This window comes from Nocardia vinacea NBRC 16497, assembly GCF_000308835.1.
GTDB lineage: Bacteria > Actinomycetota > Actinomycetes > Mycobacteriales > Mycobacteriaceae > Nocardia > Nocardia vinacea.
Genome location: NZ_BAGN01000407.1, coordinates 36,443 through 50,265, shown reverse-complemented (window position 1 = coordinate 50,265; position 13,823 = coordinate 36,443). Strand labels below are relative to the sequence as shown.

The 13,823-nt window shown below is 65.4% G+C and carries 14 protein-coding genes; 12 read left to right on the top strand and 2 right to left on the bottom strand.

Features of this window, described 5'->3' with window-relative positions:
• On the bottom strand, positions 1-690 hold a 690-nt coding region (locus tag ON44_RS38925; protein WP_040699764.1), incomplete at its 3' end, for an SDR family oxidoreductase.
• 149 nt (positions 691-839) lie between these two features.
• On the opposite strand from ON44_RS38925, the gene ON44_RS38920 reads away from it, so the two are divergent.
• Both ON44_RS38920 and ON44_RS38915 read left to right on the top strand, forming a co-directional pair.
• Complete coding sequence (locus ON44_RS38920; protein ID WP_040699762.1) at positions 840-2,075, top strand: cytochrome P450; 1,236 nt, start codon at positions 840-842, stop codon at positions 2,073-2,075.
• 53 nt (positions 2,076-2,128) lie between these two features.
• Positions 2,129-3,625: an acyl-CoA carboxylase subunit beta gene (locus ON44_RS38915; protein WP_040699747.1), complete on the top strand. Its 1,497-nt coding sequence runs from the start codon at positions 2,129-2,131 to the stop codon at positions 3,623-3,625.
• A 121-nt stretch (positions 3,626-3,746) separates the two neighbouring features.
• Here ON44_RS38915 and ON44_RS51030 read toward each other — a convergent pair whose 3' ends face one another.
• The gene (locus tag ON44_RS51030; RefSeq protein WP_157187524.1) at positions 3,747-3,920 is read right to left on the bottom strand and encodes a hypothetical protein; all 174 of its coding nucleotides are present in this window, start codon (positions 3,918-3,920) and stop codon (positions 3,747-3,749) included.
• Positions 3,921-4,124: 204 nt separating this feature from the next.
• Between ON44_RS51030 and ON44_RS38910 the strand changes: the two genes are divergently transcribed.
• From ON44_RS38910 to ON44_RS38870, 10 genes are all read left to right on the top strand, one after another.
• Positions 4,125-4,619, top strand: coding sequence for an MTB12 C-terminal domain-containing protein (locus ON44_RS38910; protein ID WP_040699760.1), 495 nt, complete (start codon positions 4,125-4,127; stop codon positions 4,617-4,619).
• Positions 4,620-4,965: 346 nt separating this feature from the next.
• On the top strand, positions 4,966-6,168 hold the full coding sequence (locus tag ON44_RS38905; RefSeq protein ID WP_040699745.1) for an amidohydrolase family protein: 1,203 nt from the start codon (positions 4,966-4,968) through the stop codon (positions 6,166-6,168).
• 13 nt (positions 6,169-6,181) lie between these two features.
• Complete coding sequence (locus ON44_RS38900; RefSeq protein WP_040699744.1) at positions 6,182-7,807, top strand: AMP-binding protein; 1,626 nt, start codon at positions 6,182-6,184, stop codon at positions 7,805-7,807.
• Positions 7,804-8,643: an amidohydrolase family protein gene (locus ON44_RS38895; RefSeq protein ID WP_040699743.1), complete on the top strand. Its 840-nt coding sequence runs from the start codon at positions 7,804-7,806 to the stop codon at positions 8,641-8,643. Before ON44_RS38900 ends, ON44_RS38895 begins: the two co-directional genes overlap by 4 nt.
• Positions 8,644-8,674: 31 nt before the next feature.
• Positions 8,675-9,721, top strand: a complete 1,047-nt coding sequence (locus ON44_RS38890) for an acyl-CoA dehydrogenase family protein (protein WP_040699742.1) — start codon at positions 8,675-8,677, stop codon at positions 9,719-9,721.
• Between the two features lie 13 nt (positions 9,722-9,734).
• Positions 9,735-10,931: an acyl-CoA dehydrogenase family protein gene (locus ON44_RS38885; protein WP_040699741.1), complete on the top strand. Its 1,197-nt coding sequence runs from the start codon at positions 9,735-9,737 to the stop codon at positions 10,929-10,931.
• A gap of 16 nt (positions 10,932-10,947) precedes the next feature.
• Positions 10,948-11,136 carry a hypothetical protein gene (locus tag ON44_RS51025; protein WP_157187523.1) on the top strand — a complete coding sequence of 63 codons (189 nt, stop codon included), beginning with the start codon at positions 10,948-10,950 and terminating at the stop codon, positions 11,134-11,136.
• Entirely contained in the window at positions 11,100-12,047 is a 948-nt protein-coding gene (locus ON44_RS38880) for a TIGR03619 family F420-dependent LLM class oxidoreductase (RefSeq protein ID WP_306306536.1), read from the top strand. The genes ON44_RS51025 and ON44_RS38880 overlap by 37 nt, the downstream gene beginning before the upstream one ends.
• A gap of 116 nt (positions 12,048-12,163) precedes the next feature.
• Positions 12,164-13,165 carry an aromatic ring-hydroxylating oxygenase subunit alpha gene (locus ON44_RS38875; protein ID WP_040699740.1) on the top strand — a complete coding sequence of 334 codons (1,002 nt, stop codon included), beginning with the start codon at positions 12,164-12,166 and terminating at the stop codon, positions 13,163-13,165.
• Positions 13,162-13,782, top strand: a complete 621-nt coding sequence (locus tag ON44_RS38870; protein WP_245567509.1) for a cysteine hydrolase family protein — start codon at positions 13,162-13,164, stop codon at positions 13,780-13,782. The genes ON44_RS38875 and ON44_RS38870 overlap by 4 nt, the downstream gene beginning before the upstream one ends.
• Positions 13,783-13,823 lie beyond the last annotated feature (41 nt).

Here is a 13,823-nt window from a genome sequence, read left to right as displayed (position 1 = left end):
GAGGAAGGCGATCACGGGCACGATGTCGTCCACGGTGGCGTGCCTGCCGATTGTCGCCTTCACGGTGTCGAGGACATCCTTGCCCATCGACGCCTCGAAGTCGGCCAGGATCGGCGTCTCGGTCGGCCCCGGGCTCACGGTGTTCACCCGGATCCCGTATTTCTGCCAGGCCGACGGTGCCAGCCGCTTCGCGTAGATTATCGCGGCCTGTTTCGACGTGCTGTACACCGGATACGCCGGGTCCTGGCCCTCTTGCCAGCGCTCGACGGTCTCGGCGTCGGTCGCGGCGAGCAGCCCGGCCAGGTCGTCGAGGCGCTGCTGCCAACCGAGGGCCGCCACCGAGGCGACGGTGACGATCGCGCCGCCGTGCCGCAGCAGCGGCAGCATGCCCTCGACCGCCAGTCGCATGCCGAGATAGTTCACCTTCAGCACATCCGCGGCGGGCGCGGTGCCGGGCACGCCGGCAACGTAGGCCAGCAGATCCCAGCCGGGACCGATCCGCTCCAGCAACGCCGCGATGGCCGCGGCGTCGCGCAGGTCGCACTGTTCGTGCCGCGCGGCCGGGGTTTCGTTGGGGCGCAGATCCACCGCGAGTACGTGGTCGCCGCTGTGGTGGAAGTGGGTGGCGGTCGCCGCACCGATTCCCGATCCGGCGCCTATCACCACGATTTTGCGTTGCCCGGAGTCCATGAATACCACCGTTCCGCTGCGCGGATGCGCGTTATAGAATGCTTGACAGTAAGGGTAACTATAAATCAGGCTGTTGGCCGATACAAACGATCTGGGACGCGGTGTGCCCGCCGGATCGCATGAAGACGGATGGAATGGAAGTGCCGCTGATGAGCATGCCGAGCGTCGACGATGCCGCCAGTGTCCTCGCGGACCCGACCGCGTATACCGACGAGGCACGATTGCACGGCGCGCTCACCGCGCTGCGGGCGAAGACTCCGGTGTCGCTGGTCGACGTGCCCGGGTACAAGCCGTTCTGGGCGATCACCAAACATGCCGACATCATGGCGATCGAGCGGGCCAACCGGCTGTTCACGAACTGGCCTCGACCGGTGCTGATGACCGCCGAATCGGATGAGATGCAGGCGGCTGCCGGTATTCGCACGCTGATCCATATGGATGAGCCGCAGCACCGGGTCGTGCGCGCGATCGCGGCGGATTGGTTCAGCCCGAAAGCCATGAAGGCACTGGGTGATCGGGTCGAGCAACTGGCGAAACGCTATGTCGACAAGATGCGCGATGCCGGCGGGGAATGCGACTTCGTGCAGGAGGTCGCGGTGAATTTCCCGCTGTATGTGATCATGTCGCTGCTCGGCGTCCCCGAGACCGATTTCCCCCGGATGCTGAAGCTCACGCAGGAATTGGTCGGCAGCGACGACGCCGAATTGCAGCGCAGCGCACCGTCGGACGAGAAGATGAACTCGCTGATCGAGATGTTCGAGTACTTCAAGCATCTGACCGAGTCCTGGCGGGCGAATCCCACCGGAGACCTCGGATCCACGATCGCCAATGCGCGGATCGACGGCGAACCGCTCTCGGATGTGGACACCATGTCGTACTACGCCATCATCGCCACGGCCGGACACGACACCACCAGCAGCAGCATCTCGGGTGGCGTGCGCGCCCTGATCGAACGTCCTGATCAGCGCGAACGGTTGTGTGCCAATCTGGATTCGATGCCGCAGGCGACCGAGGAGATCATCCGCTGGGTCACGCCGGTCAAGGCGTTCATGCGGACCGCCGCCGAGGATACGACGGTCCACGATGTGCCCATCGCTGCCGGGGAATCGGTATTGCTGTCCTACGTGTCGGCGAACCGTGACGAGGACGCATTCGAAGACCCGTTCCGCTTCGATATCGAGCGGGAGCCCAATAAGCACGTCGCGTTCGGATTCGGCGTGCACTTCTGTCTCGGCGCCGGACTGGCCCGGATGGAGATCAACAAATTCCTCACCGAACTGCTGCCGCGATTGACCTCGATCGAGCTGAACGGTGTACCCGAGCTCAGTGCGACCACATTCGTGGGCGGGCTCAAACATCTGCCGATTCGTTACTCGCTGATGTGACCGGAACACCAGACTCGAATCGACGAACGATCAATGTGGATGAGGACGTAGCGATGACGAATGCCCAGACCTGGGACGAAACCCTCGAAGACCTCGGGCGCCGCCGTGCGCGCGCACAGGCGATGGGCGGGCCCGAACGGGTCGCCAAACATCGCGGCAAAGGCAAGCTCGACGCCAGGGCGCGCATCGAGCGGCTGCTCGATCCCGGCACCTTCCAGGAATTCGGCACCCTGGTCGGTGGTGAGGTCGCCGCCGACGCGATCGTGACCGGTTCCGGACTCATCGATGGCGCGCCGGTGATGGTGGGGGCGGAAGATTTCACAACCCTGGCGGGCAGTATCGCGCCGGGCAGCAATTCCAAACGCTACCGGCTCGCCGAACTCGCACTGCGCAACAAGGTGCCGCTGATAATGCTGTTGGAGGGTGCGGGATTTCGGCCCACCGGCGACCATTACGGGCGCACGCCAACCGATTTGCTGGCCCAGGCGCGATGCTCCGGCCGGGTGCCGATGGTCACCGGGGTGCTCGGCCCCTCGGCCGGGCACGGTGCACTGATCGCCCCGGTGGCCGATTTCGCGATCATGAGCCGGCAGGGCGCGATCTTCACCGCCGGGCCGCCGGTGGTGAAAGTGTCTACGGGGGAAGATATTTCGAAGGAGGATCTCGGCGGGCCGGATGTCGCGCTGCCGAGCGGGCTGATCCACAATCTCGGCGAAACCGACGAAGATGTGCTCGACGCGATCCGCCGTTACCTGTCGTATTTCCCGTCGAGCGCGTGGTCGTATCCACCGGCGGTGGCGCCCGACGAATCGGCCGGGCCGCGGCCGACGCCGGAACTGCTCGACATCATCTCCCGCGACAACCGGCGCACCTACGATATGCGTGCGGTGCTCGATGTGGTCCTTGATCATCCCGACTGGTTCGAGGTGCAGCCCGATTTCGGTGAGGCGATCATCTGCGCGCTGGGCCATCTGGGTGGTCACCCGGTCGCGGTGGTGGCCAACCAGCCACAGGTGTTGGCCGGGTCGATCGATGCCGCGGCCGCCGACAAGGCCGCCCATTTCATCACCGTCGCGGACTCGTTCCATCTGCCGATCGTGTTCCTCGCCGACAATCCGGGAATGCTGCCGGGCAGCGAATCCGAGCAGGATGGCGTATTGCGCAGTGGCGCAAGGATGTTCGTCGCACAGACGGCGGCAACGACACTGAAGCTGCATCTCACATTGCGCAAGGCGTACGGATTCGGGTCCATGGTGATGTCCCTGATCGGATTCGACAGCCAGGTGGCGACCTTCGCCTACCCGGGGGCGACCATGGGTGCGATGAGCGCCGCCGCCCTGAGCAGCGCCTCGCATGCCGAAGAAGATCTCTCGGCATCCCTGCGTGCCATGGAATTGCAGGCGTCGTACCACTCGGCCGAGCACATGGGCTTCGACGAGCTCATCCGTCCGGAGGAGACGCGCAACGCGCTACTGCTGTCACTGCAGCGGGGCATCTACGCCAGGCAGGCCGCGGCCGAGCCGGTTTCTCGCACCGTCATCGTGCCCTGAGTCTCGGGGGGAGACGCCGGACTCTGCCGGCGTCTCGCGACGTGACGTGTGCCCCGTCGAAATTACGTTGCGAGTCAGGCTGTTTCGGCGGCAGCGGTGGCCGCAATACCGAGGAAGGCAGCTACCACTCCACCAGCAGATCGGTGCCGGTGACGAATGCCGCGTCCGGGCCGAGCGGGAAGGCCACCGCGACGGCGATATCGTCCGGCGTGCCCGGTCGCTCGGCCGCGGATATGCCGATCATGGCGCGTATACCGTCGCCGGTGCCGGCCGAGGAGAATTCCTGGCGCCCCATCGCGCTGGAAATGATTGCGGTTCATTTTTGAGAATCACATTCTCTACAGTGGTAACGCTGCTGTACATTCAGGACATGCTGGCGGCGATCTCCGTATCGGACCGGGTTCTATCCCGGGCGCGAAATACTGCCAATTCGCGACTGCCGATACTACAGTATCGCTTACTGTATGCCAGCTACAATGTACTCGAGATGAGGATTTCCATGCGTGTTCCGTCCCTTCGCGCTGTCGCAGCGTCTTGTGGTCTGGTGGTCGTCGCGGCCGCGGCTCTGACCGGTTGTTCCGGCGATGACTCCAGCGCGACCGCTCCGACATCGGCGGTGTCGTCCAGCGCTGCCGCGGCACAAGCCGATCCGGCGACCGTCAAAGCCGTCACCGACGCGTACGTGACCTTCTTCAACGGGGCGGCAACGGCGGATGCGCGGATCGCGGCCGTGGAGAAGGGGCAGGTCTTCGCGCCGGTGCTGCAGGCGCAGGCGGGTAACCCCCAGGCGCAGGGCACATCCGCCACAGTGTCGGCGGTGAAACCGCTCGACGCCACCCATGCCGATGTCACCTACACCCTGCTGGTCGCGGGCAATCCGGTGCTGCCGGATCAGCTCGGCCAGGCGGTCAAGGACGGCTCGCAGTGGAAGGTCACCGCGGAGACCTTCTGTGGCCTGCTGGTGCTGCAGGGAGGTCAGTCCCCGGCCTGCTGATCGGTCGCGGAGCGGGAGCGCCCGGGTGCCGGAACGAAAGTTCCGGCACCCGGGCGCTTTGCGTTGGGGCCCGGCTCTGGCGTGGGGTGGTCGGCTCCGATCGGCGGCCTTTGGTCGAACTCTTGTGCACGGCGTTATCGATAGGTATACAGTAGACATATCTATTCGACCTGCGGCAGGTCGTACGGTAGCAGCAGGCGGCACCCGGAATGGACTGTCACACCGCACTATTCGGTCAGGTCGGTCCGCGCGGCAAGGCTGCGACCACCGCTGTCGTCGAAGCCGGTGCTCGGGTCGGCCACCGGACAGGTCGAAAACGACCATCCGGCGAATTGAAAGGACGCTGATGACTGCGCTCGACTACAAGGCGATCGACGTCGACAACCACTACTACGAGCCGATGGACGCATTCACCCGGCACCTGGACAAGAAGTTCCGGCGGCGGGGTGTGCAGATCGTCCAGGACGGCAAGCACCACACGGCGATCATCGGCAACCGGGTGAACCGGTTCATTCCCAATCCGACCTTCGACCCGATCATCGTGCCGGGCTGCCTGGATCTGATCTTCCGCGGTCAGGTCCCCGAGGGCGTGGACCCGGCGACGCTGATGCAGGTCGAGAGCCTGGAAATGCGGCCCGAATACCAGGATCGGGATGCCCGCGTTGCCGTGCTCGACAAGCAGGGCATCGAAACGATCTTCATGTTCCCGACCTTCGGCTGCGGCGTGGAAGAGGCCCTCAGGGACGATGTCGAGGCGACGGCGGCGTCCCTGCACGCCTTCAACCTGTGGCTGGACGAGGACTGGGGTTTCGACCGGCCGGACCACCGGATCCTGTCGGCCCCGATGATCTCGCTGGCCGATCCGGCGGCCGCGGTCGCCGAGGTCGACTTCGTGCTGGCCCGTGGCGCGCGCGTCGTGCATATCCGGCCCGCCCCGGTGCCCGGTGTCGGCAAGCCGCGCTCGCTCGGTGATCGATCGCACGATCCGGTGTGGGCGCGACTGGCGGAGGCGAATGTGCCGGTCGCCTTCCACCTCGGCGATAGCGGATATCTGAAGATCGCCGCCATGTGGGGCGGTAAGGACACCTTCGAGCCGTTCGGACCGGGGGATGCGCTGGACAAGATCCTCGTCGACGACCGCGCCATCCACGACACCATGGCCTCGTTGATCATCCACGGTGTGTTCGATCGGCATCCGAAGTTGCGGGTCGCCAGTATCGAGAACGGCTCGGACTTCGTGCACCGGCTGGCCAAGCGGATGAAGAAGCTGGCCAACCAGTCGCCCCGCTCGTTCCCGAACGACCCGGTCGACACCCTGCGCGAGCATGTCTGGGTTGCCCCGTACTACGAGGACGATCTGCCGCTGCTGAAGGAGAAGATCGGCGCCGAGCGCATTCTGTTCGGTTCGGACTGGCCGCACGGCGAAGGGCTGGCCGAGCCGGTGGCCTTCACCGACGAGCTGACCGCCTTCGACGCGACCGACGTGCGAAAGATCATGCGCGACAACGCTGTCGAATTCCTGGGGCTGCCCGTCGCGGCCGCCGCGTGAAATCGAGCCCGCGTTGACCGAATGGACTATCGGGGCCGTCTTCGACGCTGTCGCGGCGGCGGTTCCGGACCGGACGATGACAGTCTGCGGCGACCGGCGCAGTACCTTCGGCGAGTCGGCGCTGCGGATCCGGCGGTTCGCGAATTTCATTGCGGCTCGGGGTTTCGGCGAGCACACCCTGCGGCACCGGCTCGATCGGTGGGAGTGCGGTCAGGATCGGGTCGCGCTGCTCATGCGCAACGACCTTTATCTCGACGTGCTGATCGGCTGTATGAAGGCTCGTGTCGTACCCGCGAATATCAACTACCACTACACGGCGCGCGAGATCCGGGACCTGCTGGCGTATGTCCGGCCCCGTGGCATCGTCTTCCATCGATCATTCGGGCCGGTGGTGGCCGAAGCTGCGCCGGACGATGTGGAGTTGCTGATCTCGATCGAGGACGGCAGTGACGCGCCCGTGCCGGTGGGTACGGTGCCGTTCGCGGACACGGTGCTCGAGGGCGACACCGCTGAGGTAATCACCGCTACGCCCGACGATCTGGTGATGTTGTGCACCGGCGGGACCACAGGGCGACCCAAAGGCGTCCTCTGGCGGCAGAGTGATCTCTATGTGGCGTCGATGAACGGCGCCGATCACGAATCTCTCACGCCCGTACAGGATCTCGCGCGATCGACCGAACACGTGTGGTTCGCGGTGTCACCGCTGTCGCACGCCGCCGGCATCATGACCGCCTGCGCGGGGCTGCTGGTCGGGCAGACGATCGTGCTGTACGACGACCGAAAAACCTTCGACGCGCGCACCGCTCTGGAAATAGCGGAACTCGAGAACGCGGCGTTGATGACGATCGTGGGCGACGCCTACGCCGGCCCGCTGGTCCAAGAGCTCCGGGAGCGCTCGTACAACCTGTCCTCGCTGCTGGCCGTCGGGACCGGGGGAGCGGCGACCAACCCACGCCACAAACGGCAACTGCTCGAGTTGCTTCCGCACGTGATGGTCGTCGAGGGGTATGGAGCCTCGGAGACCGGCGGTATGGCCTTCGGGCGGAGTCGACACGGCGCCGAGGTCGAGACGTTCGATCCGGGCCCGGGGGCCACCGCGGTGTCGGCGGACCGCACCCGTTTTCTCGCGCCCGGGGACACCGAGATCGGGTGGGCGGCCAGAATCGGCCGGGTTCCTCTCGGCTATTTCGACGACCGTGCGGCCACCGAGCGCACCTTTCCGGAAATCGGTGGGCAGCGCATGGCAATCCCCGGTGATCGGGCGAGCGTCGCGGCCGATGGCACGCTCCGGTTGCTCGGCCGCGATTCGCTGGTTGTGAATACCGGCGGTGAAAAGGTTTTCGTCGAAGAGGTCGAGGAGGTGCTGCGGGCGCATCCGGGGATATTCGACGCATTGGTGGTTGGGCGGCCGAGTCCACGTTGGGGTCAGGAGGTCGTCGCGCTGGTATGCCTTCGAGTGGGGGAGGAAGTCACCGATGTGGCACTGCGGCAAGTTTGCAAACTCGAGCTGGCCGGATTCAAGGTGCCGAAGGAATTCATTTTCGTAGCGGAGATCCGACGCCTCGGCAACGGTAAGCCCGACTACCGCTGGGCCGCGAAGCGGGTGCTGCCGGGTGTCGCGGAGGAAATTGGGGCATGACTGTGCGCAAGGTAATCGACTGCCTGGTGAACGTGCATTTCGGTGAGCGAGACCAACCGGACTGGATGCTGAAGGTCCGAGACGACTATTTCAAGGGACCGGCGTCGTTGTACGCGCAGGTCGATCTCGCCGAATTGCTCGACGAGATGGACGAGCAGGGCGTCGAGAAGGCGGTCCTGATGTATTCGATGGCGAAACCGTCGAAGACCGCGCTGAAATTCGTCGAAGCGCGGCCGGACCGATTCGATCTGGCTATCAACGGGGTCGATCTACTGCATCCGATTCCTTCCCTGCGCGAACTGGATGCGCTGGTGAACGATCTGCCGGTGGTCTACACGACCGCGGGGCCGAGTTTCTGGGGTGACGGCCGGTATCCGCCGACCGATGCGGTCTACTATCCCCTGTACTACAAATGCGCCGAGCTGGGTCTGCCATTGTGCATGAATACCGGACTACCGGGACCGCCGATTCCGGGTGAGGTGCAGAATCCCATCTACCTGGATCGGGTGTGCTTCCGATTCCCAGAGCTTCGTCTGTGCATGATCCACGGCGCCGATCCGTGGTGGGATATCGCGATTCGGCTGCTCATGAAATACGAGAATCTTCGGCTCATGACATCGGCATGGTCGCCCAAACGGCTGCCGGAGAGTTTGGTGCATTTCATGCGGACCCGGGGCAAGCAGAAGGTGATCTTCGGCTCGGATTGGCCGGTGCTTCGCATGCACAGGGTGGTACCGGAGGCCCTGGCGCTCGATCTTCCCGAAGACGTGCTGGACAACTATCTCTACAACAACGCACAGGAATTCTTTTTCGGTGACCGAGCGGTCGTCGACTGAGTCGCGCGCCGGAACGAGGAGCAAGGGAAATATGGACCGCTACGAATTGCGCAGGCAGGATTACAGCCTGTCGGAAGACCAGACGGAACTCCAAGCGGTATACGCGAAGTTCTTCAAGAGCCGGTGCCCCCTCGAGGTCGTACGGGCGGCCGAACCGACGGGTTTCGACAAGAATCTGTGGGAGCAGCTGTGCGGTACCGGCGCGACCACGATGGCGCTGCCCGAGTCAGTGGGCGGTGACGGTGCGACACTGGTCGACCTCGCCCTGGTCGCGGAGGAACTCGGCCGCGCCATCGCGCCGGTGCCGTGGATCGATCACGTCTGCGCGGCGCGTTTGCTGGCGCGGCTCGGCGCATTGCGGGCCGATGCCGACGGCACGGCCGATGTGGTCGAAGGCAGACAGGCGGTCGCGCTGGATCCGCGCATCGACGCCGCAGCCGGGATCCGGCTCATCCCGTCGGGGTCGGTCGCTGATCAGATCATCGTCCGCGACGGCGACGATATCGTCGGGCTGACCTTCGCCACCCGGCCGGCGAAGGTCGACAATATCGGTCGCTTGCCCATGGCGTGGGTTGATCCGGCGGCGGCCGACCGGCGGATCGTGCTGGCCAGTGGTGTCGAGGCGCTCGCGCACTATGAGCGCGCCCTCGATGAATGGCGGGTGCTCACCGCGGCCGCGCTGGTCGGGCTCGTCGAAGAGACCATGCGGATCGCGGCCGAATTCGCGAAAACCCGCTACACGATGGGTGTTCCGATCTCGACCCTGCAGGGCATCTCCCATCCGCTGGCGAATATCGCGATCGTCGTGCAGTCCGGGCGCAACCTGGCTCGCCGGGCCGCCTGGTTCCTCGAATACGAACCCGATGTCCAGCCCGGACTCGCGGCGGCGGCCTTCGTGTACATGGCCGAGGAGGCCACCATGGCGGCCACCATGGCCGTGCACGTCCAGGGCGGACTGGGGGTGACGACCGAGTCGGCCGCCTCGGCCTATTTGGTGCGTGCCCGGGGGTGGCCGCTGGCGGCGGGCGATCCGGGCGCCAGCGCCGTGCGAGTCGCCGAACTGTTCGCTCGGGCCTAGGACGGAGCTACCGATGGACTTTTCTCTCGTTGAACTCTCCGCCGAGGACGCGGCCTTCCACGATCGGGTGCGAAAGTTTCTCGGCAGCCACGTCACCGAGGAGGTGCGTCGGCGCGATCGCGAAACCGGCGACAACTTCGACGCGGGCGTGCACCTGGCCATGGGCGCCGAGGGATGGCTGACGGCCGAGATGAATACCGGCGCCGACGGCGGGATGACTCGTGTGCAGCGGCGCATCTGGGATCTGGAGAAGCGGCGCGTGCACGTGCCCTGGGTCACCTGGGGCACCACCATCATCGTGGCGCAATCCGTCGAGCAGTTCGGATCGGCCGAGCTGCGCGCGGATGTGTTGCCGCGCGTACTCACCGGCGAGGTCCGGTTGTGCCTGGGCTACACCGAGCCCGAAGGCGGGTCCGACGTCGCGACGTGCAAGACCCGCGCGGTCCGCGACGGGGACCAGTGGGTCATCAACGGCGCCAAGATGTTCACCACCGGCGCGCACAACTGCCAGTACGTCTTCCTGATCACCAATACCGATCCCGAGGCGCGAAAACACAAGAGCCTCACCATGTTCCTGGTCCCGTTGGACACTCCGGGTATCGAGATCCAGGGTATCCGGACGGTGGACGGCGATCGCACCAATATCGTCTACTACAGCGACGTCCGGATCGACGACAAATATCGGCTCGGCGAGGTGAACGACGGCTGGCGCGTGCTCATGGAGCCGCTCAGCGTCGAGCACGGCGTGGTCGACGTTGCCGCGGACGGCTTGCAGGATGTGTCGGTTCTGGTGCATCAGGGCCTGGTGATGGCGACGTCGGCGGATAAGGTGGCGGCGATAACCGCGCGGCGCGGTCCGGACGGTCGTCGGCTGCTCGACGATGGATCGGTCGCGTATCGGCTCGGCCGTAGTATCGCCCGGATGGAGGCCGCGCTGTCGGCGCCGAATATGTTCGGCCGGGTCGCGATCGCACAGGCGATGCGTGATATCGCACCGGATCTGATGGACATTCTCGGGTCCGCGTCGGCCTTGCCGATCGATACCGACGGCGCCATCGATGACGGTGGCGCCGAATACATCTACCGCTGGGCGCCGCTGTGCGGCATCTACGGCGGCACTCTCGAGGTCTTCCGGAACCTGATCGCGCAGCACGTGCTCGGACTCGGACGTCCCAACTATGCCGCGCCGGCCAAGTCGAAGACGAGCTGACAGGGAGTGTGCGGCTATGCCGTCACGACACGATCGTCGGCGGCAAGCCGATCGCGTTCCGGCGGCCCTCGCCGAGATCCAGGCGCTGTTTCGCGTCGCACCTCGATTCGTGACCAATGCCCAGGCGGCCAGCGGGCACAACTTCGGCGTGCACTCGATCGTCGAGGAATGCGCGCTGCACTCGGCAAGGAGACCAGCGCAATGAAATTCGTGCTCGAATATCCGAGCGAACTGCCGGCCGCCTCCGATGCGTTTCTGCGGCCGGAGGTGATTCGCGCGGTCGTCACGGCGGCCGAGGAGTCCGGATTCTCGGCGGTGGCATTGAGCGAACATCCGGCCCCGTCGCTGAAATGGCGGCGCAACGGCGGGCACAACACCCTCGATCCGGTCGCGGCGCTGAGTTTCATGGCCGGCGTCACCGCGCGAATTCGCTTGCTGACCAACCTCTATGTCCTCCCGTTCCGCAATCCCTATCTGTCCGCGAAAGCGCTCGGCAGTCTGGATATCGTCTCGGGCGGGCGGTTGATCGCCGGTGTGGGTGCGGGCTATCTGCGGGCGGAGTTCGCCGCGGTCGGCGTGGTCCACGAACGCCGCGCCGAACTCCTCGACGAGGCATTGGGTGCGCTGCGGCGGATCTGGATTGAACCCGAAAAACCGTTCGAGGGTAGAGATTTCGCGGCTCCGGGGCCATTGTGGCTGCAGGCGCCTGCACAACGACCACATCCGCCGATCTGGATCGGTGGCAACGGTCCGGCCGCCCTGCGGCGGGTGGTGCAGCACGGCGATGGGTGGATGCCGATCATCGCCGGCGCGGATATGGCCGCCGCGATGCGCACCAAGGCCATCGAGAATCCCGATCAGTTCGGCGACGGCGTCAGCGCACTGCGCCGTCGGCTGGCCGCGGCGGGCCGTGATCCGGATTCGGTCGACGTCCAGGTCGTATGCCCGCATTTGGATTTCGCCGACCCGAGCACGGTGCGCACGGCTCTGGCCTACCTCGACGATCTCGAAAAGCGCGGTGCCGCTTGGGCGGTGGTGCACGTCGACGGCTCGAGCCCCGCAGCCGCAGCGAACTTCATCCGAACGTTCGGGAATGTCGTCATCGCCGATCGATGACGTGCTCGCTCGGACCGGGACAACCGTCCCGCAGGGTCGCGGGACGCATGCCATATGTATTACTGTAATGATATCAGTATCGGCGGTTTCCGCCTTCGCAAGACTGGAGGTGTCACGTGAAGGTCCCCTTCACATGGAAGGTCACCGGGTGGTTCATGGTGGGGTGGTCGGCCGAATTCCCGCAAGGTGAGGTGCGCCCGCTCCGATACTTCGGCGAGGATCTGGTCGCCTACCGTGACGAATCCGGTGAACTGCACATATTGACCGGGCACTGCCGGCATCTCGGTGCGCATATCGGCTACGGCGGCAAAGTGGTCGGCGACTGTGTCGAATGCCCGTTCCACGGTTGGCGGTGGGGCCCAGACGGTACCAATCGCCGCATTCCCGGCGAGGATCGGACCAACCGCGGTCTGCGGTTGCGGGTCTATCCGGTCAACGAGCAGAACGGCTGCGTGTTCATGTGGCATCAGCCCGACGGCAAGGAACCGCAGTGGGAGATGCCCGATATCCTGCGGCTGTTCCCGGAACTCGAGACCGACCCGGACAACTTCTATCGTCCGTATCCGGAGTTCTCCCGCAAGACCGAACGCGAGCCGGTGCACCCCCAGGTCGTGCTGGAGAACGGCCCGGACAGTCTGCATTTCGAGTACGTGCACGGCGCCACCGTCACCCCGCGGATGCTGGATTACAGCGTCGTCGACCACACCTGGAACTTCCTGACCGGCTGGCCCGACGCGCGCAGTGACGATCCGGACCGGATGGCGTTGAAGATCCACGCGCAGATGTTCGGTCTCGGCGGCTCCATCAGCGCGTTCGACGGATCATCCAAGCACCGGCTCATCTTCGCCACGACACCCGTCGACGACGAATGCTCGGACCTGTTCTATTCGATCTGGTGGCCGCGCAATCCGGGCGACGATTCCGATGTCCCGCCGCCGGCGGTTCGTGAGCGTGTCGAGAAGCAGTTCCTGGTCACCGTGTGGGAAGACCTGAGCATCTGGCGTCATCAGAAGTACGTCGAGCGCCCGCCGCTTTCACCCAAGGACGCGAAACCGTATCTGTCGCTTCGCAAGTGGGCCACCCAGTTCTACGATGTGCCGCCGGTCGGCACGGCGTGAGTCGGCTCGCCCTGCCGGATCTGGTCGCGCCCGAGCACACGGCCATCGTCACCCAGGAGTGCCAGGGCGCGGTCGTCGGGCCCGACGCCGGTCTGCCCGCCCTGGCGGATGAGGCGCGTCGCGAGGCACTGCCCAATATCGGCAAGTTGCTACCCGCGGCGCGCACGGCCGGAGTTCGGGTGGTGCACTGCGTGGTATCGCGGCGGGCCGATGGCCAAGGCTCGAATCACAATGCCAAACTCTTTGCCATCGGCCGCCGCGGTGTCGCAGTGACTCCCGGCAGTGCCGGTGCCACGCTGCTGCCGGAACTCGGGCCGGAACCGAGCGACCTGGTGCTCACGCGGGGGCACGGCCTCGGTCCCATGGGCGGCACCGATCTGGATGCGGTGCTGCGCAATCTCGGTGTCTCGACGATCGTCGCGGTCGGGGTATCGCTCAATGTGGCCATCCCGAACTTGGTCATGGACGCGGTGAATGCCGCCTATCACGTTGTGCTGCCCCGCGATGCCGTCGCGGGAGTGCCACGCGAGTACGGGGACGCCGTCATCGAAAACACTCTGTCTCTACTGGCCACCGTGACCACGACCGAGGACCTGCTGCAGGCCTGGGGGCGATAGGGATACCTCGCGGCCGAGCTGGATCCCGATTCGAGCGACGG

Coding starts and splice junctions, on each gene's coding strand:
- ON44_RS38920 (WP_040699762.1), top strand. CDS start 840: ATGAGCATGCCGAGCGTCGACGATGCCGCCAGTGTCCTCGCGGACCCG.
- ON44_RS38915 (WP_040699747.1), top strand. CDS start 2,129: ATGACGAATGCCCAGACCTGGGACGAAACCCTCGAAGACCTCGGGCGC.
- ON44_RS51030 (WP_157187524.1), bottom strand. CDS start 3,920: ATGGGGCGCCAGGAATTCTCCTCGGCCGGCACCGGCGACGGTATACGC.
- ON44_RS38910 (WP_040699760.1), top strand. CDS start 4,125: ATGCGTGTTCCGTCCCTTCGCGCTGTCGCAGCGTCTTGTGGTCTGGTG.
- ON44_RS38905 (WP_040699745.1), top strand. CDS start 4,966: ATGACTGCGCTCGACTACAAGGCGATCGACGTCGACAACCACTACTAC.
- ON44_RS38895 (WP_040699743.1), top strand. CDS start 7,804: ATGACTGTGCGCAAGGTAATCGACTGCCTGGTGAACGTGCATTTCGGT.
- ON44_RS38890 (WP_040699742.1), top strand. CDS start 8,675: ATGGACCGCTACGAATTGCGCAGGCAGGATTACAGCCTGTCGGAAGAC.
- ON44_RS38885 (WP_040699741.1), top strand. CDS start 9,735: ATGGACTTTTCTCTCGTTGAACTCTCCGCCGAGGACGCGGCCTTCCAC.
- ON44_RS51025 (WP_157187523.1), top strand. CDS start 10,948: ATGCCGTCACGACACGATCGTCGGCGGCAAGCCGATCGCGTTCCGGCG.
- ON44_RS38880 (WP_306306536.1), top strand. CDS start 11,100: ATGCGCGCTGCACTCGGCAAGGAGACCAGCGCAATGAAATTCGTGCTC.